General features: G+C 71.1%; 19 protein-coding genes. 11 read left to right on the top strand and 8 right to left on the bottom strand.

Annotated elements, in window-relative coordinates; genetic code table 11:
- Complete coding sequence (locus tag KVT45_RS41465; protein WP_217554607.1) at positions 1-645, bottom strand: cysteine hydrolase; 645 nt, start codon at positions 643-645, stop codon at positions 1-3.
- A 78-nt stretch (positions 646-723) separates the two neighbouring features.
- Between KVT45_RS41465 and KVT45_RS41460 the strand changes: the two genes are divergently transcribed.
- Complete coding sequence (locus KVT45_RS41460) at positions 724-1,191, top strand: pyridoxamine 5'-phosphate oxidase family protein (protein ID WP_217554606.1); 468 nt, start codon at positions 724-726, stop codon at positions 1,189-1,191.
- A gap of 20 nt (positions 1,192-1,211) precedes the next feature.
- On the opposite strand, the gene KVT45_RS41455 is transcribed toward KVT45_RS41460, so the two are convergent.
- Positions 1,212-2,114 carry a LysR family transcriptional regulator gene (locus KVT45_RS41455; protein ID WP_217554605.1) on the bottom strand — a complete coding sequence of 301 codons (903 nt, stop codon included), beginning with the start codon at positions 2,112-2,114 and terminating at the stop codon, positions 1,212-1,214.
- 74 nt (positions 2,115-2,188) lie between these two features.
- Between KVT45_RS41455 and KVT45_RS41450 the strand changes: the two genes are divergently transcribed.
- Positions 2,189-3,196: a DMT family transporter gene (locus KVT45_RS41450; RefSeq protein ID WP_217554604.1), complete on the top strand. Its 1,008-nt coding sequence runs from the start codon at positions 2,189-2,191 to the stop codon at positions 3,194-3,196.
- On the opposite strand, the gene KVT45_RS41445 is transcribed toward KVT45_RS41450, so the two are convergent.
- Positions 3,193-4,521, bottom strand: coding sequence for an aminotransferase class I/II-fold pyridoxal phosphate-dependent enzyme (locus tag KVT45_RS41445; RefSeq protein ID WP_217554603.1), 1,329 nt, complete (start codon positions 4,519-4,521; stop codon positions 3,193-3,195). The two genes, KVT45_RS41450 and KVT45_RS41445, sit on opposite strands and share 4 nt — an antisense overlap.
- Positions 4,522-4,557: 36 nt before the next feature.
- On the opposite strand from KVT45_RS41445, the gene KVT45_RS41440 reads away from it, so the two are divergent.
- A complete protein-coding gene (locus KVT45_RS41440) occupies positions 4,558-5,247 on the top strand; it encodes a pyridoxamine 5'-phosphate oxidase family protein (RefSeq protein WP_217554602.1) in 690 nt (229 codons plus the stop codon).
- Between the two features lie 56 nt (positions 5,248-5,303).
- On the opposite strand, the gene KVT45_RS41435 is transcribed toward KVT45_RS41440, so the two are convergent.
- Positions 5,304-6,272, bottom strand: coding sequence for a DMT family transporter (locus tag KVT45_RS41435; protein ID WP_217554601.1), 969 nt, complete (start codon positions 6,270-6,272; stop codon positions 5,304-5,306).
- A gap of 52 nt (positions 6,273-6,324) precedes the next feature.
- Positions 6,325-6,921 (bottom strand): Clp protease N-terminal domain-containing protein, encoded by a 597-nt coding sequence (locus KVT45_RS41430; RefSeq protein ID WP_308311022.1) that lies wholly within the window; start codon positions 6,919-6,921, stop codon positions 6,325-6,327.
- A 200-nt stretch (positions 6,922-7,121) separates the two neighbouring features.
- Here KVT45_RS41430 and KVT45_RS41425 point away from each other — a divergent pair, with 200 nt between their 5' ends.
- Positions 7,122-7,316, top strand: a complete 195-nt coding sequence (locus KVT45_RS41425) for a hypothetical protein (RefSeq protein ID WP_217554597.1) — start codon at positions 7,122-7,124, stop codon at positions 7,314-7,316.
- Between the two features lie 123 nt (positions 7,317-7,439).
- Positions 7,440-7,868 carry an SRPBCC family protein gene (locus KVT45_RS41420; RefSeq protein ID WP_089105600.1) on the top strand — a complete coding sequence of 143 codons (429 nt, stop codon included), beginning with the start codon at positions 7,440-7,442 and terminating at the stop codon, positions 7,866-7,868.
- Positions 7,869-7,956: 88 nt separating this feature from the next.
- Here the strand turns inward: KVT45_RS41420 and KVT45_RS41415 are convergent, their stop codons facing one another.
- Positions 7,957-8,592 (bottom strand): PadR family transcriptional regulator, encoded by a 636-nt coding sequence (locus KVT45_RS41415; protein ID WP_217554595.1) that lies wholly within the window; start codon positions 8,590-8,592, stop codon positions 7,957-7,959.
- 504 nt (positions 8,593-9,096) lie between these two features.
- Here KVT45_RS41415 and KVT45_RS41410 point away from each other — a divergent pair.
- The 6 genes from KVT45_RS41410 (at position 9,097) to KVT45_RS41385 (ending at position 15,313) form a co-directional block, all read left to right on the top strand.
- Positions 9,097-9,264, top strand: coding sequence for a hypothetical protein (locus KVT45_RS41410; protein ID WP_217554594.1), 168 nt, complete (start codon positions 9,097-9,099; stop codon positions 9,262-9,264).
- A gap of 37 nt (positions 9,265-9,301) precedes the next feature.
- On the top strand, positions 9,302-9,952 hold the full coding sequence (locus tag KVT45_RS41405; protein WP_217554592.1) for an HAD family hydrolase: 651 nt from the start codon (positions 9,302-9,304) through the stop codon (positions 9,950-9,952).
- A gap of 194 nt (positions 9,953-10,146) precedes the next feature.
- Complete coding sequence (locus tag KVT45_RS41400) at positions 10,147-11,040, top strand: aminoglycoside phosphotransferase family protein (protein ID WP_217554590.1); 894 nt, start codon at positions 10,147-10,149, stop codon at positions 11,038-11,040.
- A 234-nt stretch (positions 11,041-11,274) separates the two neighbouring features.
- Positions 11,275-12,447: a serine hydrolase gene (locus KVT45_RS41395; RefSeq protein ID WP_217554589.1), complete on the top strand. Its 1,173-nt coding sequence runs from the start codon at positions 11,275-11,277 to the stop codon at positions 12,445-12,447.
- An 84-nt stretch (positions 12,448-12,531) separates the two neighbouring features.
- Positions 12,532-13,980, top strand: a complete 1,449-nt coding sequence (gene argG / locus KVT45_RS41390; RefSeq protein ID WP_217554588.1) for an argininosuccinate synthase — start codon at positions 12,532-12,534, stop codon at positions 13,978-13,980.
- Positions 13,981-14,500: 520 nt separating this feature from the next.
- Positions 14,501-15,313 (top strand): PhzF family phenazine biosynthesis protein, encoded by an 813-nt coding sequence (locus tag KVT45_RS41385; protein ID WP_217554587.1) that lies wholly within the window; start codon positions 14,501-14,503, stop codon positions 15,311-15,313.
- Here the strand turns inward: KVT45_RS41385 and KVT45_RS41380 are convergent.
- Complete coding sequence (locus tag KVT45_RS41380; RefSeq protein ID WP_254648118.1) at positions 15,303-16,043, bottom strand: CPBP family intramembrane glutamic endopeptidase; 741 nt, start codon at positions 16,041-16,043, stop codon at positions 15,303-15,305. The genes KVT45_RS41385 and KVT45_RS41380 overlap by 11 nt on opposite strands.
- 293 nt (positions 16,044-16,336) lie before the next feature.
- Positions 16,337-17,857: a glutamate--cysteine ligase gene (locus KVT45_RS41375; RefSeq protein ID WP_217554585.1), complete on the bottom strand. Its 1,521-nt coding sequence runs from the start codon at positions 17,855-17,857 to the stop codon at positions 16,337-16,339.
- Positions 17,858-18,113 lie beyond the last annotated feature (256 nt).

Below are 18,113 nucleotides of genomic sequence, written 5' to 3'. Positions count from 1 at the left end.
TCATGACCGCCGACGCGGTTGTTTGAGGCAGCCGAGCACCTCGTCCGTGGTCGCGACCGTGGCGACCAATGCGAGGGTGTTGCGGACCATCGCGGGGGTGTAGTCGGAGGGCACTCCCGCGATGGCGTCGGCCGGGACGACGACCGTGTAGCCCCGGTTGACCGCGTCGAACACCGTGTTCGGGATGGCCACGTTGGCCGAGACACCGGTGACGACCAGGGTGCGGCAGCCGAGGTTGCGCAGCAGAGCGTCGACGTCGGTGCCCTGGATCGGCGACAGGCCGTGCAGCCGTCGTACGACGAGGTCCTCCTCCGAGACCTCGATGGGGGGCGCGACGCGGACCGCCGTCGTGCCGGAGTGCTGCTGGACGGGCAGCCGTTCGGCGGCGCGGAACAGGCGGGCGTTGCGGTTCGCGCCCCGGCCGTCCGGGCGGCGTTCGGCTATCGCGTGGATCACCTGGACACCGGTGTCGTGGGCGGCGGCGACAAGGCGGGCGATGTTGTTGAGAGCCCCGGACGTCCGAGCCTCACGGGCGAGTTCGGGCAGTGCGCTCTCCGGGCCCACCACACCCTGCTGGCACTCGACGGTGAGCAGCACGGTGCTCACGGGGTCGAGGAGTTCCGAGAGCCGTTCGTACGACGGCATGTGACGCCCCCTTCCGCCTTGGTGCGGGGCGGGCGAGACTAACCAGCATTGCGCGGGAACGGAAGAAGAGGGGGCCGCATGACCGTCACTCAGCGCCGGGGCCGGAAGATCATGATGACGCCCGGTGAGCTGGACGAGTTCCTCACCACACAACGCACCTGCCGGGTCGCGACCGTCTCGGCGTCGGGCGCCCCGCACGTCAGCGCCCTGTGGTTCGCCTGGGACGGCAAGTCCCTGTGGCTCTACTCGGTGGTGCGCAGCCAGCGCTGGAAGGACCTCAGCCGCGATCCGCGGGTGGCCGTCGTGGTCGACTCCGGCGAGGAGTACGACCAGTTGCGCGGCGTCGAGCTGAGAGGGACCGTCGAGTTCGTGGGCGAGGTCCCGCGCACCGGCGAACTGGTCGCCGAACTCGACTACATCGAGACGGTGTTCGCCCGTAAGAACTTCGGCCTGGACGAGATGCCGCACGACGGCCGGCACGCCTGGGCGCGGCTGACCCCGACGAAGACCGCCTCCTGGGACTTCCGCAAGCTGGGCTCGGCGTAAGGCGGTTCGGGAGGGCCGGTTCAGGCGATCGCCTCGGCCGCGCCGCGCAGAGCCTGCACCGCCGCCCGGATCGACGGGCGGCGGTCGGCGTCGGCCCGCCAGACGACGTACACATGGCGGCGCACCCGCTGCTTCAGCGGCACCATGAGAACGCCCTCCGGCACCGGGTGACGCCCCAGCAGCGGGGCGATGCAGACCCCCAACCCGGCCGCGACCAGGTTGAGTTGTGTGTGCGTCTCGGCCGCGCGGTGCCCGACGACGGGCTCGATTCCGCGCGAGCGGAGCGTGAACATCAGCCATTCATGGCAGAACTCGCCCTCGCCCCAGGTGATCCACTCGTCCTCGGCGAACTCCCCCAGGTCCACCTCCGCACGGCCGGCGAGCCGGTGCCCGGCCGGCAGCGCCACCTCGGCGGGGTCGTCCAGCAGGGGCGCCTTGACCAGACCGTCGGGCAGCGGCATCGGCTTGTTGTACCAGTCCAGGACGACGGCGAGATCGAGGTCGCCGCGGACGACCCCCGCGATGCCGTTCTCCGGTTCCAGCTCGCTGGAGCGGACGCGCAGCGCCGGGTGCCGGGCGCGCAGGGCGGACAGGGCGGTCGGGAACAGGCCGCGGGCGGCCGTCGGGAACGCGGAGAGCCGGAGCTCGCCGACGACCTGGCCCCGGTGTGCCTCCAGGTCGGACTGGGCCAGCTCGACCTGGGAGAGGATCCGGGCCGCGTGCTCGGCGAGCAGCCGCCCGGCGTCGGTGAGCCGGATGCCCCGGCCGTTCTTCGCGAGGAGCTGCTGGTCCACCTCGCGTTCCAGCTTGCCCATCTGCTGCGATACCGCCGACGTCGTGACGTGCAGGGCCTCGGCGGCGCCGCTGACCGAGCCGTGCCGGGCGAGGGCGTCGAGGGTGCGCAGGCGCTCCAGGTTCAACATGTAAGTGATTCTAAGAGGTACCGGGTGGACAATCTCGATTGTGCTACGAGGTCGGCTCCCGCATGGTGGAGGCCATGAGCACCGTGACCACCGCCGCGACCAGCGAAGCGACGCTTGCCGCCGACCCTTCCCGCCCCCGCCTCGACTGGCGCCTGCGCTTCGGCGCCCTGTCGCTGATCTGGGGCTTCAGCTTCCTCTTCATCAAGGTGGGGACGGAGGGCTACGCACCGTTCCAGGTCACCCTGGGCAGGCTGGCGTTCGGGACGGCGGTGCTTGCGGCGGCGATGGCCGTGAAGCGGCAGCGGCTGCCGCGCGGGGCCCGTACCTGGGGGCATCTGGCGGTCGCCGCGTTCCTGCTCAACGCGCTGCCGTTCTCCCTCTTCGCCTACTCGGAGCTGACGATCCCGTCCACGCTGGCCGGGATCTGCAACGCGACCTCGCCACTGTGGGGGATGGTGCTGTCGCTGGTGGCCCTGTCGGAGGACCGGCCGACGCGGGTTCGGTTCGCCGGACTCGGCCTGGGGTTCATCGGTGTGCTGACGGTGCTGGGAGCCTGGGAGGGGTTCCACGGCCTGGACGTCACGGGGACCGCGATGGCGCTGCTGGCGTCGCTGAGCTATCCGATCGGGTGGATCTACGTCCGGCGCACGCTGGCCGGGACGGGTGACTCGCATCTGGCGATGACCGGGGCGCAGCTGTTGCTGGCGACGGTTCAACTGGCCGTGGTGACACCGTTGTTCACGTCCTTCCCGGCGCACTTCGCACTGGTCCCGCTGCTGGCGATCGCGGCACTGGGTGCGCTGGGGACGGGGCTGGCGGTGCTCGTCCAGTACGGGCTGGTGGCGGAGGTGGGCCCGACCACCGCCCAGATGGTCACATACTTCATCCCGGTCATCGCCGCCGCGGCGGGGGTCGCGGTGCTGGGCGAGTCGCTGCGCTGGAGCACGCCGGCGGGAGCGGTGATCGTCCTCGCGGGAGCGGCCCTCACCCAGGTGAGGCAGCGTCCGCGGGGAACTGCGCGACCAGCCACGACGGCGCGGCAGACAGCAGATCGCGGCACTTCCAGCGGAGCGCTCAGCTAAGCCTGGACGCGCCCCTTGGTCGGCGTCACCGCTCTGGCCACCGCCTCCGCCAGCGGACCGGCTTCGGCGGGCGTCAGTGTCGAGACGGTGATGCGGATGCCCGGTGGGGTCGCCAGGCGGTAGCGCGCCCCCGGGGCCACCGCCCACCCCTCGTGCAGCAGCCGGGACACCGCGCCCGTCTCGTCCGGAACCGGGACCCAGACGTTCATGCCGCTGCGGCCGTGGGCCTCGATGCCGTGGTCCGCCAGCGCGTCGATGAGGAGTTCACGGCGGGCCCGGTACGCCGCCGCCACCTCCGGGCCGTTCACCGCGCCGTCGGCCCACATCCGGACCACCGTGCGCTGCAGCAGCCGGCTCACCCAGCCAGGGCCCAGGCGCTGGCGCCCCCGTACCCGGTCGACCGTGACCTCGTCGCCGGTCACGGTGGCCAGGCGCAGGTCGGGGCCGTAGGCCTTGGCGACCGAGCGGACGAAGGCCCAGTGCCGGGTGACGCCCGCCAGGGGGTGCAGGGGGAGGTCGACGATGCCGTGGCCGTGGTCGTCCTCGATCAGCAGCGTGTGGGGGTGTGCGCGCAGGACGGCCCGCAGGGCACGCGCGCGTGCGGCGCTCACCACGGCGCCGGTGGGGTTATGCGCCCGGGCCGTGACGATCAGGGCGCGCGCCCCGGACTCCAGCGCCCGGCGCAGGGCGTCGGCACGCGGCCCCTCGTCGTCGACCGCCACCGGGACGGTGCGCAACCCCAGCGCGGGGATCAGGTCGAGGGTGCGGCCCCAGCCGGGGTCCTCGACGGCGACCGGGTCGCCGGGCTTGAGGTGCGCCAGCAGGACGCGTTCGGCGGCGTCCAGGGAGCCCGAGGTGACGGTGAGCGGCCCGTCGGGCACGCCGTCCGCGGCCAGTTCGGCGCGCGCCATCCGCTCCAGCTCCGGTTCGACGGGGTCCGCGCCGTAGAGGACCGGGTCGCGGTCGCACTCGGCGGCCACCGCCGCCAGGGCCGGCGCGAGGGCGGGGAGCAGTGCGGGGTCGGGGTTGCCGGAGGAGAGGTCACGCACCCCGGCGGGGACGTCGGGGAGCTGGTCCCGCCCGGTGGTGGCCGGCTTCGGCCGGACCCGGCTGCCCCGCCGGCCGGCGGTCTCGATGACCCCGCGCTCGCGCAGGGTGCGGTACGCGGCCGCGACCGTATTGGGATTCACCCCGAGCCTGCTCGCCAACTCCCGCATCGGGGGAAGCAGTTCCCCCGGCTCCAGCTCCCCGGCACCCACCGCGCGCTCGACGCTGGCCGCAATCTCTGCTGCGCCGCGCCCTTCGATCGGATATTCTCCTAGCACAAACAACATTATGCACTAGTGCAATGGAGGAACGCAATGGAGACAGCCGTGCAGGGGACCGTGCCGGCCCAGCCCGCCGCGTACGAAAAGACCGACCGCACCGTTCCCACCCGCTCCGCCGAGCGGGCGTCGTACGACAAGGAACTGGTGCACGCCATCCTCGACGAGGGCTACCTCTGCCACCTCGGCTTCGTGCGCGACGGCGCCCCGGTGGTGCTGCCGACGCTGTACGGCCGGGTCGGCGAGGTCCTGTACCTGCACGGCTCGACGGGCTCGCGGCCACTGCGGATGACCGGCCAGGCCGACCCCGGACTCGCGGTGTGCGTGACGGTCACCCACGTCGACGGCCTCGTGCTGGCCCGCTCGGCCTTCCACCACTCGGTCAACTACCGCTCCGTGGTGGTGCACGGCATCGCCCACCAGGTCACCGACCCCGAGGAGAAGTGCCGCGCGCTGGACGCCCTGGTCGACCACGTGGTGCCGGGCCGGGCCGCCGACTCCCGCCCGGCCAACAAGAAGGAACTGGCCGCGACCGCGGTGATCCGCCTCGACCTGAACGAGGTCTCCGCCAAGACCCGCACGGGCGGCGCGAACGACGAGCCGGAGGACATGGACCTCCCGCACTGGGCGGGCGTGCTGCCGCTGCGCAAGGGGTACGACACTCCGGTCGCGAACGGGGACCTGGCGGCGGACGTCGCGGTGCCGCAGTACTTGAAGACCCGCTGATGTGCACCGCCCCTCGGGGGCGCGGCCGGCCACCACCGGCCGGCGGCCGACAACGCTCAGACTGCCGGCTCCCGCACAACACCCTCACCACGCGCCAAGGGCTCGGCGGAGCCCTTGGCAGGCGCAGATGACTGCGCGATGAACGCCCCGGCGAGTACGACAACCCCACCCACCACCTGCGGCGCACCCAGCCGCTCCCCCAGCAGCACCCACGCCAGCACGGTCGCCACCACCGCCTCCAGACAGGCCACCACGCCCGCCACCTGCGGAGACAGCCGCCGTACCGACACCACACCCGTGACGTACGCGACGACCGTCGCGACCAGCACGATCCACCCCAGCAGGACCACCGCCGGCACGGCCACCCCGTTCATCCGCGCGGAGCCGGCCAGCGCCGACCAGTCCATCTCCCACGGCCGGGCCACCACGGTGAGCAGGCCCGCCCCGACCAGCAGCCCGTACGCGATCACGCCCAGCGGATCAGCCCCCTCGCCCCCGCCGTGGTCGGCGAGCACGAAGTACCCCACCTGGCAGCAGGCCGCGGCGAGCGCCAGCACCAGCCCCAGCGCGTCGAACCGCAGCCCCGACCACACCTCCACCACGCATGCGAGACCGCCCGCCGCGAGGACCACACCGAGCGCGGCGGCGCGGGTCACCGGCCGGCGCTGTACGAACCGGACCCAGCCGAGCACCAGCGCGGGAGCGAGGTACTCCACGAGCAGCGCCACGCCCACCGGTATCCGGGAGATGGCGGCGAAGTAGCAGGCCTGGACGCCGGCCACGGCCAGCAGGCCGAACCCGGCGAGCAGCGCCGGCCGGCAGCGCGGCAGGTCGCGGTGACGGACGGCGAGCGGCAGCATCACCAGGGCGGCGCCCGCCACGCGCAGCCACACCACGTCCAGCGGCGCGAGCCCGGCCTCGATCAGGGGCTTGGCCGCGACGCCGGAGCCGCCGAACGCGAGCGCCGACCCGACGGCGAGGGAGAGCCCGAGGCCCTTTCCATGGCTGCTTTCAGTGGTGTGCACCGGGACATGATGCCAGCGGACGACATGAGCGTCACCTCTTATGGCACCTGTCTCAGCGGCCGGACGTGCGGCGCTCCGCCTCGGCGTCCCGGACCACGCCGACCGCCCCGTCCCCGTCTATCCGCACGGCCAGCTCACGAGCGGCCACCCCGGCCCGCTCCAGCACCTCCACGGCCCGGGACTCCGGGTCGAGGACGAGGCCCGCGAGCAGGTCGATGCCGCCGGCGCGGGTCTCGCCGCGGCGCCGGGCGCGGCTGCGGGCATACTCCAGGGCGGCCGCGGCCACCGGCGACCAGGCACCGTCGCCCTTGCCCTCGGCTCTGCCGCCCGGCTGCGGGAGGGCGGGCAGCGCGCCGGAGTCCTCCACCCCGCTCTGCCAGCGCAGGCCGTAGCCGATGCTGCGCTGCACGAGGTAGCCGAGCAGGCGGGCGAGCTGTGGGGCGTCACCGAGGACGGCGCGCACCTCGGGGTCGTACTCGATCAGCGAGTGCAGCAGATGGGCGGTGTCGACCTGACGGTCCCCGTCCCGTACGGCCCGGCGGCGGGCACCGGCGACCACCGCTGCCGGCTCGACACCGAGCCCGGCATCGTCGTCCGCGTGGATACTGCCCTGGTCCTGGGCGGGCTGGCGGGGAATACGGGGTTGCACATCCCCTACCTCATCAATCCCAGGGCTCCGCGTCATCGGCGAGGGGAAGCATTTTCGCGTCCCACGCAGAGTGGACGCGGATGGCCGGAATCTCCTCCTTACGGATGAGATCAGACCGATTCCGGCCACAGCGGCGCGCGCCGTCTTGCCGCGCGCCCCACGCGCAACCGTCGCGCACCCGTCGGACGTCCCTCACTGACGTGGAGAGCGGGTGCTGCTGCTGGCTGGTCACCCTGCCGGCGGTCGACGGCCGGCAGTACGCGTACCGGGTGTACGCCCCGGCGGACGCGCTGCTCGCGGACCTGTTCTGGGACGCCTGGCACTGCCATGACGAGAGCGCGTTCCCGCGCGCGTGGGACCTGTTCGACGCGGCGCTGATACGGCGGGTCGGCTGAGCGACCGGGACGGCCGTCGCGGCCCTGGATCCGCACATTTCCTGACGGTTCATCAGTATTGAATGTTCGAGGCCCTGCGGCTACGTTCCGCGACACCGTAGCCCGACACGAAGGGGTGGCCCGATGGCCGAAGTCAGCGCGGAGGCACGCATCCAGGCACCGGCCGAGAAGGTGTGGGCACAGCTCACCGACTGGTCGGCGTACGGCGAGTGGAACGCGACCCACACCAACTTTCCCAAGGGCGGCCCCGAGACCCTGGCGGTGGGCGGCACCTTCCAGGAGAACATGAAGCTGATGGGCTTCCCGGCGGAGGTCGAGTGGACCATCGAGGAGCTGGAGCCGGCGCGGGTGCTGGCGATCCGCGGCAAGGGCCCGATGGCGGTGACCGTCGCCACCCGCTACACGCTGACCCCGGACGGGGACGCGACGGGGGTGCGGATCGACGGCGAGTTCACGGGCGCGGCCGTGTCGCTGATGGCGGGCAAGCTCAAGGACTCGGCGACGGCGGCCCTGAACGAGTCGCTGCGCAAGCTGGGCGGTCTGGTGGCCTGAGGCACCCGGCCCGTCGGACACACCGGACACGCCGGGGCGCCCCGCGGATCACTCCGCGGGGCGCCCGGTCTCACCTCGCACCCGAGGGTCAGTCCTCGTCGGCGAGGATGAGGTACAGCTTCTTGCGGGTCTCGTTGATGACGGCCAGCGCCTTCTCGCGCTGCTCCTTGCTGCCGGTCTTCCAGACCTGCCCGAAGGCCTCCATCAGACCGAAGCCGGCCTGGCGGATCTCACTCAGGGCCTCGAAGTCGACCCCTCGGGAAGCCTCTTCCCAGGGGGCGTCCGGCCCCTCGTCGGCGGCGGTGCGGCCGCTGTCGGTGAGGGCGAACAGCTTCTTGCCGCCCTCGCTCTCGCTGGCGATCAGGCCCTCGTCCTCCAGCAGCTGGAGGGTGGGGTAGACCGAGCCGGGGCTGGGCTTCCACGCACCGCCGCTGCGCTCGGCGATCTCCTGGATCATCTCGTAACCGTGCATCGGGCGGTCCTTCAGCAGGGCCAGGATCGAGGCCCGTACGTCACCGCGCCGCGCCCTTCCCCTGGGACCACCGCGTCCTCGCGGTCCCCAGTGGCCCGGTCCGAAACCGGGCCCGCCGGGACCGAAGCCGGGGCCACCCGGACCGAAGGGCCCGAACGCCGCACGCCGACCATCACGTCCACCGAAGCCGCCCCGCCCGTGCGGGTGAGAGCCGCTCTGACCATGTCCACGCTCGAATCCGTGGGAACGCATGGCAATCACTCCATTCATCGTTGATCTGTCGCGTATCGTTCGCGATGCCTCGACGATATATCGGAAGCGTTCGGTTGGCAAGCCCCATCAGCGAGGGCCCTGTACCGGCTGGGGTGGATCAGGCGAGGCCGTGCGGCGAGTTGTCGTACCCGGACGCGGTACACGGGCGTCGTCAGCGTCCGCTGCGGGACTGCGTGGCGGGCCGGTTCGGGAATGTCGCTCCGGTACGTACGTTCCGCTGGGCGCGCGGTGAGCCCTCACTTCCCGAGTTGGTACTGGGCGGCGACGACCGGGCGTCACGTCGGCTTCGAGTCGTGGCTGGTGGCTGTACGCGGTGGTCGTCGATGTCCGAGCGGACGAGCGGACCGAGCCCAAGGACGCCGAAGCGTTTGAGGTGACTCACCTGGTCTGCGCCCAAGCCGAGTGGAGGTTCGACCGGCTGGGGGTGCCGGACCCGGTGCTACTCGCGAATGTCCGGTGACTGTCGCGCTACCGGCACCCACGGTGTCCGCACGACCCGGCGGCCCCTCTTCCGACCTGACGCCAACGATGGTCTTCGACCCTCAAGTTGCGACGCTCGCCGGACTTCTCGCAAGCCGGAAGTGGGAACAGCACGCGGTCGCCACCGGCCACGTCACCTGGCTCGTCGAGCAGATCACCGCCGGAAACTGATCTGCCTCGCAGCGGGTTCCGTGGTCTACTCCCGGTCATGCCGTTGTTGCTGCTCGACCTCGACAACACCCTTGTCGACCGCGATGCGGCCTTCCGCGCCGCCGTCGCCGACTTCCTTGCCGAGCACGACCTGCCCAGCTCCGACCTCGCATGGGTGATGGCCATCGACGCAAGCGGCTACACCGCGCGTTACGAAGTCGCCGCAGCCCTCACCGACCGATACGGCGACGTGGTGCCAACCGCCGCCGTCCGCGCCCTTCTCGACACCGGCGCCGCCGACCGCGTCGTCCTGGCTCAGTCGGCCCGCGAGGCGCTGGGCAAAGCGCAGGCGGACGGCTGGACTTGCGTCATCGTCACCAACGGGCGCACCGTCCAGCAGGAGGCGAAGATCCGGAAGACCGGACTCGACCAACTCGTCCAGGGCTGGGTCGTCTCCGAAGCCGTCGGCCACAAGAAACCAGAACCAGCGATCTTCCAGGCGGCAGCCGATGCCGTCAGGGTCTCCCTCCCGGGCGCGTGGGTGATCGGCGATTCACCACACGCCGACATGGCTGCCGCCCACACGCTCGGCCTTCGAAGCGTGTGGGTGACGGACGGACGTGCCTGGATCCAGGACTCCTACCAGCCCACCCACATTGCCGAGGACGTCGCCTCCGCGATCAACCACGCCATCAGAACGTCGGAATAGGCGCCTTGTCCCGTCTCAAGTGATCTGGTCCGAAGCCGCGGCTGTGACCTGGGGCGACCAGGACGGTTGGGACACCTGGGTGGCCGAAAATCCCAGTTGATCTGGACCCTGGCGTATGAATACTGGCTGTCGTCTCAGTTGATCCGGTCTGCTTCCGGTGTTTCGAATTGGACTAGTGGAAGAGCCTGCGAGAGATGACCATGCACGATGACCAAGTGGACGTGACCACCGAGATGGTTGCGACCTTGATCCAGGAACAGTTCCCCCAGTGGAGCGGCAAGGCGATCCAACTCCTGTCGTCGACCGGGACGGTCAACGCCATCTTCCGCATCGGGAACGACCTCGCTGCGCGTTTCCCACTGCACCTGGCCGATGCCGCCGAGGCGCTGGCGGTTCTGGAACGGGAAGCCCAGGCGAGCGCGGAGCTGGCACAGGTGTCTCGGTTCCCCGTCCCGGAACCCGTCGCCTTGGGAAAGCCTGGAGCGGGTTACCCCATGCCGTGGTCGGTCCAGACATGGCTGCCGGGAACGGTCGCCTTTGATGCCGACCCGAGTGGGTCGGACGCTTTTGCCGAGGACCTTGCGGCCTTCATCGCAGCCCTCCGGGACGCCGAGACGCGGGGGCGGCTCTTCAACGGCGACAATCGTGGCGGCGTGCTCGCTCACCACGACGACTGGATGGCGCAGTGCTTCGAGGAGAGCAAGGGGCTCCTCGACGTGCCCCGGCTGCGCCAGATGTGGAGCCACTTTCGGGAGTTGCCACGCACGAGTGCCGACGTGATGAGCCATGGTGACTTGATTCCCGGCAATGTACTGGTCGCGGGAGACCGGCTCAGCGGCGTACTCGACACCGGCGGCTTCGGCCCGGCCGACCCCGCGCTGGACCTGGTCAGTGCCTGGCACCTGTTGCAGCCGGGTCCGCGGGAAGTGCTTCGGCGGACACTGGTCTGTGACGACCTGGAGTGGGAGCGCGGCAAGGCATGGGCGTTCGAACAGGCGATGGGTGTTGTCTGGTACTACGTCAGGACCAATCCGACGATGAGCAGAATGGGGCGCCGGACACTCGACCGCATACTGGAGTCGATGTAGTGATGTCGCCCCCACCGACAACAGCACCAACGGGAACAGATCGTCCGAGACAGGACGGCTGCGCGCTCCGGCCGCATCGGCGCTGCTGAGCTGTTGAGCCGCCGAGCCCCCGAGCCCCCGAGCCCCCGAGCCGCACTTTCGCAGCGGATTGCGGGGCGCCGGGGGAAATCCCCCTTCCCGATCCGGGGGTGCGTCGGATCGCGCCCCGGCGAGGGCGGAAATTAGCGTTCGGCCATGACGTCGACACTTCGGAAGCACCTCGCCGTGGCACTCGCGGTCACCACGCTGCTCGCCGCCGAGGCGACCACCACCGCCGCCGCCCGGTCCGCCGGCCCCTCCACCGTGGAGCGGTTACGCCGGGACACCGCGGCGATCCGGGCCCTCGGCGTCAGTGGTGTGCAGGCTCGCGTGATCGGGCCCGACGGTCGGCAGTCGGTCGCCACCAGCGGCACCGCCGACCTGACCACCGGCCGCCCGGTCCGGTCCGACGGCTACTTCCGCATGGCCAGCACGTCCAAGACACTGGTCGCCACCGTGGTCCTCCAACTGGAGGCCGAGGGCCGGCTGTCCCTGGACGACACGGTCGACCACTGGCTGCCCGGAGTGGTGCGGGGCAACGGCAACGACGGCGGCCGGATCACCCTCCGCCAACTCCTCCAGCACACCAGTGGCATCCACGACGACCTGCCCGGATACACCACACCGGAGGAGTACCTCCAGCAGCGCCACGACGTGTACGGCCCCGAGCAGCTGGTCGCCCGGGCCATGGCGCACGCGCCGGACTTCCCGCCCGGCGAGGGCTGGCAGTACTCCAACACCGGCTACGTCCTGCTCGGCATGATCATCCAGAAGGCCACCGGCCAGCCCGCCCACCGGGCGATCGAAGACCGCATCCTGCGCCCGCTCGGCCTCGACCGGACCCGGTGGGTCGGCACCTCGCCCGCCCTGCCCCGCCCGCATGCCGAGGCCTACCAGCTCTTCGGCCCCGGTTCCGTGGTGGACGTCACCGACCAGATACCGGTCGACCACGAGAACCTCTCGTGGGTCACGACCACACGGGACGAGAACGGCCTTCTCCGCGCACTGCTGGCGGGCCGCCTGCTACCGGCGCGGCAGCTGGCCGAGATGAAGCGGACCGTCCCCGTGAGCGCGGAGGTCCAGCAGCTGTGGCCCGGCGGCCGGTACGGGCTCGGCCTGGCCGAACGCCCGCTGAGCTGCGGCGGAACCTACTGGAGCCACGAGGGCGGGGACGGCGGCTACATCACGCTCAACGGCGTCGCCGACGACGGCGAGCGAAGCGCGGTGGTCTCCATGTCCGAGGCACGCGGCGACACCCCGGAGCACATCCTGGGCCAGGAGAACGCGGCAAGCGCCCTGATCGACCACGCCCTGTGCGCCTCCCCGTGACCGGAGGCCTCGTCGCGACGACCGGATCGAGGCGCCCTCAACAGGGGCGTTGCATGACCATGCGTTCTCATGCATAATCTTCCTATGTCCAAGGTCCTCACCTCCCTTCCCGCCGGCGAGCGCGTCGGCATCGCCTTCTCCGGCGGGCTCGACACCTCGGTGGCGGTCGCGTGGATGCGCGACAAGGGCGCCGTCCCGTGCACCTACACCGCCGACATCGGCCAGTACGACGAGCCCGACATCGCCTCGGTGCCCGGCCGCGCGCACACCTACGGTGCCGAGATCGCGCGCCTGGTGGACTGCCGGGCCGCGCTGGTCGAGGAGGGCCTGGCCGCGCTCACCTGCGGTGCGTTCCACATCCGCTCGGGCGGACGGTCGTACTTCAACACCACGCCGCTCGGCCGGGCCGTCACCGGCACGCTGCTGGTGCGGGCCATGCTGGAGGACGACGTCCAGATCTGGGGCGACGGGTCGACCTTCAAGGGCAACGACATCGAGCGGTTCTACCGGTACGGGCTGCTCGCCAACCCGCACCTGCGGATCTACAAGCCGTGGCTGGACGCGGACTTCGTGACCGAGCTCGGCGGCCGCAAGGAGATGTCCGAGTGGCTGGTGGCCCACGGGCTGCCGTACCGGGACAGCACGGAGAAGGCGTACTCCACCGACGCCAACATCTGGGGTGCCACGCACGAGGCGAAGACGCTGGAGCACCTGGACAACGGCATCGAGACCGTCGAGCCGATCATGGGCGTGCGGTTCTGGGACCCCGAGGTCGAGATCCTCCCCGAGGACGTCACGATCGGCTTCGACCAGGGCCGCCCTGTCACCGTCAACGGCAAGGAGTTCGAGACCGCCGTCGAGCTGGTCATGGAGGCCAACGCGATCGGCGGCCGGCACGGGCTCGGCATGTCCGACCAGATCGAGAACCGGATCATCGAGGCCAAGAGCCGGGGCATCTACGAGGCGCCGGGCATGGCGCTGCTGCACGCGGCGTACGAGCGCCTCGTCAACGCGATCCACAACGAGGACACGGTCGCGCAGTACCACAACGAGGGGCGGCGGCTCGGCCGGCTGATGTACGAGGGCCGGTGGCTGGACCCGCAGGCGCTGATGATCCGGGAGTCGCTGCAGCGGTGGGTCGGCGCGGCCGTCACCGGTGAGGTGACGCTGCGGCTGCGGCGCGGCGAGGACTACTCGATCCTCGACACGACGGGGCCGGCGTTCAGCTACCACCCGGACAAGCTGTCGATGGAGCGCACCGAGGACGCCGCGTTCGGTCCGGTGGACCGGATCGGGCAGCTCACCATGCGCAACCTCGACATCGCCGACTCGCGCGCGAAGCTGGAGCAGTACGCGGGGCTGGGCCTGATCGGTTCCGCCAACCCGGCGATCGGTGCGGCGCAGGCGGCGGCGACGGGTCTGATCGGCAGCATGCCGGAGGGGGGCGCCGAGGCGATCGCGTCCCGCGGGGAGGCTGCGCCGGACGCCGACGAACTGCTGGACCGGGCGGCGATGGAACTGGGCACGGACTGAGCGTTCCGCTCAGGGGGGCCGACTCGGTGACGGGTCGGCCCCTTTCGCTGGCGGGGGTGCGATTGGGCATCAGCGCCGTGGGAACGGACGGCCGATCGGCCGGTGCGGCACCGTCGTGCGCCTTCGCGCAGTTCCCCGCGCCCCTGAGGGGCGCCATGGTGGGCCGCCGTCGGTTAGCCGGTGCGGCACCGTCGTGCGCCTTCGCGCAGTTCCCCGCGCCCCCGAGGGGCGCGCCGCAGTGGCCGGCGATCGGGCAGCCGGTGCGGCGCCGTCGTGGTTGCTCGCGCAGTTCCTCGCGCCCCTGTCGGGGCGGCTCTCCTCACCCTCCCCGGCTCCAGGGTCCCAGCGCTGCCCTTGACAAGCTCCTCGCCAATCCGGCGCTCCCAGCCCCAAAGCCCTTCCGCGCCCCCTTCTGCCCCCCATGTGTCCGGGGGTGCCTAGCCTGCCTGGGGGGAAGTGGGGCCAGGGCTCCGGGATTGGCCTTGGTAAGACACGGTCTGCAAGCCCTAGCGTCTGGTTCATGCGGATTCGAATCGTCGATGCCTTTGCCGAGCGGGCCTCTGCCGGGAACCCAGCCGGTGTCGTGCTGCTCGATGCCTTTCCCGGTGACGCGTGGATGCAGAGTGTCGCCATGGAGGTGAATCACGCCGAGACCGCGTTCGCGCACCCCCTGCCCGAGGGCGGGGACGCAGACTGGGCGTTGCGGTGGTTCACGCCGGTCACGGAGGTCGCGATGTGCGGGCATGCCACCCTCGCCACGGCTCATGTGCTGCACACCACGGGAACGCACGCAGGGCCCGTGCGGTTCGCCACCCGAAGTGGGGTGCTGATTGCCTCGACCGGTCCGGACGGGGCCATCACCCTGGACTTTCCGACCGCGCCGCTCACCCGCGTCGACGCGCCCGACGGGGTCGCCGAGGCGCTCGGGGCGGAGCCCGTCGCCGTGTTCGACACCGGGGCGAACATCGGCGACCTGCTCATCGAAGTCGCCGACGAGAAGACGGTCCTCGGCCTCTCCCCGGACCACAGGAAGCTCGGCGCCCACTCCTCGCGCGGGATCATCGCCACCGCCCGCGCCGAGGATCCTGCCAAGGGGTACGACTACGTCTCCCGCTGCTTCTTCCCGAACGTCGGCATCGACGAGGATCCGGTGACCGGGAGTGCGCACACCGCCCTCACGCCGCACTGGTCCGGGCAGCTGGGGAGCGACGATCTGACTGGGCTCCAGGCCTCCCGTCGTACCGGGCTCGTGCGTACCTCGCTGCGCGGCGACCGCGTTCTGCTGACCGGGCGCGCGGTCACCGTCATCGACGGCGAACTGCTCACGCCGTAGGCAGCCAGCCCACCTTGCCGGCGAGCACCGCGTAGCCGACGAAGGCGCCGATGTCGAGCAGGGAATGCGCGACCACCAGGGGACCGACCCGGCCCCACCGCCGGTACAGGTAGACGAAGACGACGCCCATCACCATGTTGCCGACGAAGCCGCCGATCCCCTGGTAGAGGTGGTACGAGCCGCGCAGGACGGAACTGGCCACCAGCGCCGTGCCGGCGGTCCAGCCCAACTGGTCAAGGCGGCGCAGCAGATAGCCCACGACAATGACCTCTTCGAGGATCGCGTTCTGCATCGCGGAGAGGATCAGCACGGGGTACTTCCACCACACGCCCGGCAGCGCCTCCGGGACCACCGTGAGGTTGAAGCCGAGGCCGCGGGCGGCCAGGTAGAAGGCGATTCCGGCGCTGCCGATCACCGAGGCGATCGCCGCGCCGCGTCCGAGGTCTGGCCAGGGGCGGGTGCGGTCGAAGCCGAGCGTGCGCAGGCTCGCGCCCTCACGGAGGAGGAGGTGGGCGACGAGGAGGACGGGGACGAGTGCCGTCGCGATACCGAAGAGCTGCCAGGCCAGATCCAGCCAGGGGCGGCCCGGCGCGGCCGACGCGTTGAGGGTCGCCGCCTGGTCCTTGAGGCCGCCCGGTTTGGTGACCGAGCCGACAAAGCTGATCAGGGCGGAGACTCCGCTCGCACCGAGCGAAAGCCCCAGGACGAGCAGCGTCTCGTCCCTGAACATGCGTTGCGAGGGCCGCTCCAGTGGGTAAGCACCGGCCACCTGATCCGCCTCCACCTGCACTCCTGCCTCCAGCCGAGCAATCCCGCCGCCCCATGCGCATGGGACACCACAGCTTGCCCGATCAACCCGGAACAGGCACGACCGACCCCCGTGGAAGACGAAGGCCCACTACAGCGCCCCGAAAGGGGCGCGGGGCTGTATCAATGTGCGGCTCCGCCGCGTGGGCGCGACCAGCCCAGACGTTGCCGCACCCGGCATCCCACCGCCACACACACGGCGCCACCCCGTCGGCCTCACCCCAGCGGCACCGGCTCCAGTAACCCCACCGGCCAGGTGTGCACCGGATCGCCCTCGGTCATCAGCTCCGCATAGCGGCGCGTCATCGCGGCCAGCGCGGCATCCCTCGGCAGCCCCCGCTCCAGTGCCCGGTGGAACGTCGCCGCCTGCCAGGACGCCCCGTTGACCCGCCTGCGGCACCGCTCCTCGATCACGCCGAGATAGAAGTCCCGGTCGGCGGGCTCCACCCCCCATGCGTCCAGCCCGGCCTCCGCCAGCGGCAGCAGCTCGTCGCGGACCAGGGTGACCGCGTCCACCTCCGCCGTACCGCCGCCGTACCGCGCCCGCCTCGGCCAGACCAGCCGTGCGTCGATCCCGTGCCGGCACGCCGCGTCGAAGTTCGCCTCGGCCGTGGCGAACGGCAGCCGCGTCCACACCGGGCGGGACTCCTCCGCGAGGGCGCGGACCAGGCCGTAGTAGAACGCCGCGTTGGCGACGACGTCGGTGACGGTGGGCCCGGCCGGCAGCACGCGGTTCTCGACGCGCAGGTGGGGGACGCCGTCGGCGATGCCGTAGACCGGCCGGTTCCAGCGGTACACCGTGCCGTTGTGCAGGACGAGTTCCGCGAGCTTCGGCACCCCGCCCGCGTCGAGGACCGCCAGCGGGTCCTCCTCGTCGCAGATCGGGAGGAGGGCGGGGAAGAAGCGCAGGTTCTCCTCGAACAGCTCGTACGCCGAGCTGATCCAGCGTTCGCCGAACCAGGTGCGCGGCCGTACGCCCTGTGCCTGGAGCTCCGGCGGGCGGGTGTCGGTGGCCTGGAGGAACAGCGGGGGGCGGGACTCCCGCCACAGTTCGCGGCCGAAGAGGAACGGGGAGTTGGCGCCCACGGCGATCTGCGCGGCGACCGCCGCCTGCGCCGCGTTCCACACGTCGGCGAAGCGGGCCGGGGTGACCTGGAGGTGCAGCTGCACGGAGGTGCAGGCGGCCTCCGGGACGATCGACTTCGAGGTGCACACCAGGTGCTCGACGCCCTCGATGTCGAGCAGGAAGTCCTCGCCGCGGGCGGCCACGATCTGGTCGTTCAGCAGGGTGTACCGGTCCACCTCGGAGAGGTTCGCGGAGACCAGGTCGTCCCGCTCCAGCGTGGGCAGGATGCCGGTCATCACGATCCCGGCGTCCACCTCGCCCGCCTTCCGGTCGGCGTAGGCCAGCGAGGTCCGGAGTTCCTCCGCGAGCCGGTCGAAAACCCGGCCGCCGAGCCGGTGTGGAGCTATGTTGACTTCCAGATTGAACATGGCGAGTTCTGTTTGGAAATCACGGCTCGCGATACGTTCCAGAACCTGACCGTTCAACATTCTCGGCAGGCCGTCGGCGCCGGCCAGATTCAATTCGATCTCGACGCCCATGAGGTTCTTGGGGCGGTCGAACCGCTTCTCCACCAGCAGCCGCTCCAGCCCCGCCAGACAGTCGTGGAGCTTTTCGCGGTAGTGCCGGCGATCGGACAGGTCGAACCGGCCCGCCGCGACCTTCTCCCCCATCGAAGCGTCCCTCCTCGAATGGGCGGGCCGGGCTTCCGGCCGCCGGTGTCCCGAGTCCAGGTGGGATGATGCCCAGCGGAGGCGATCGATAACGTCGCGCGCTCCACCGGCACCCGCTACTCTGTTGGAATGTGTCCCGCGGCACATTCACGAGGCATGACGCAGCATGCAACTTCGGGTTCCCCGTTCCCCTCGTGAAAAACGCCGACTACATCCGGCCTACCGCGACAGCCTCGTAATCCGAGGTCAGCGGGGT

Origin of the sequence: Streptomyces sp. GbtcB6, assembly GCF_019091475.1 — a bacterium.
Taxonomy (GTDB): Bacteria; Actinomycetota; Actinomycetes; order Streptomycetales; family Streptomycetaceae; genus Streptomyces; species Streptomyces hyaluromycini.
The sequence above is the reverse complement of the archived record's forward strand: the minus strand, read 5'-3'. Positions and strand labels throughout refer to the sequence as shown.

Bases quoted from the DNA above. Each gene is read 5' to 3' on its own strand.
- KVT45_RS41415 (WP_217554595.1), bottom strand. From the start codon at position 8,592: ATGCGTTCCCACGGATTCGAGCGTGGACATGGTCAGAGCGGCTCTCAC.
- KVT45_RS41380 (WP_254648118.1), bottom strand. From the start codon at position 16,043: ATGTTCAGGGACGAGACGCTGCTCGTCCTGGGGCTTTCGCTCGGTGCG.
- KVT45_RS41375 (WP_217554585.1), bottom strand. From the start codon at position 17,857: ATGGGGGAGAAGGTCGCGGCGGGCCGGTTCGACCTGTCCGATCGCCGG.
- KVT45_RS41420 (WP_089105600.1), top strand. From the start codon at position 7,440: ATGGCCGAAGTCAGCGCGGAGGCACGCATCCAGGCACCGGCCGAGAAG.
- argG (WP_217554588.1), top strand. From the start codon at position 12,532: ATGTCCAAGGTCCTCACCTCCCTTCCCGCCGGCGAGCGCGTCGGCATC.
- KVT45_RS41460 (WP_217554606.1), top strand. From the start codon at position 724: ATGACCGTCACTCAGCGCCGGGGCCGGAAGATCATGATGACGCCCGGT.
- KVT45_RS41455 (WP_217554605.1), bottom strand. From the start codon at position 2,114: ATGTTGAACCTGGAGCGCCTGCGCACCCTCGACGCCCTCGCCCGGCAC.
- KVT45_RS41395 (WP_217554589.1), top strand. From the start codon at position 11,275: ATGACGTCGACACTTCGGAAGCACCTCGCCGTGGCACTCGCGGTCACC.
- KVT45_RS41385 (WP_217554587.1), top strand. From the start codon at position 14,501: ATGCGGATTCGAATCGTCGATGCCTTTGCCGAGCGGGCCTCTGCCGGG.
- KVT45_RS41450 (WP_217554604.1), top strand. From the start codon at position 2,189: ATGAGCACCGTGACCACCGCCGCGACCAGCGAAGCGACGCTTGCCGCC.
- KVT45_RS41405 (WP_217554592.1), top strand. From the start codon at position 9,302: ATGCCGTTGTTGCTGCTCGACCTCGACAACACCCTTGTCGACCGCGAT.
- KVT45_RS41465 (WP_217554607.1), bottom strand. From the start codon at position 645: ATGCCGTCGTACGAACGGCTCTCGGAACTCCTCGACCCCGTGAGCACC.
- KVT45_RS41440 (WP_217554602.1), top strand. From the start codon at position 4,558: ATGGAGACAGCCGTGCAGGGGACCGTGCCGGCCCAGCCCGCCGCGTAC.
- KVT45_RS41400 (WP_217554590.1), top strand. From the start codon at position 10,147: ATGACCATGCACGATGACCAAGTGGACGTGACCACCGAGATGGTTGCG.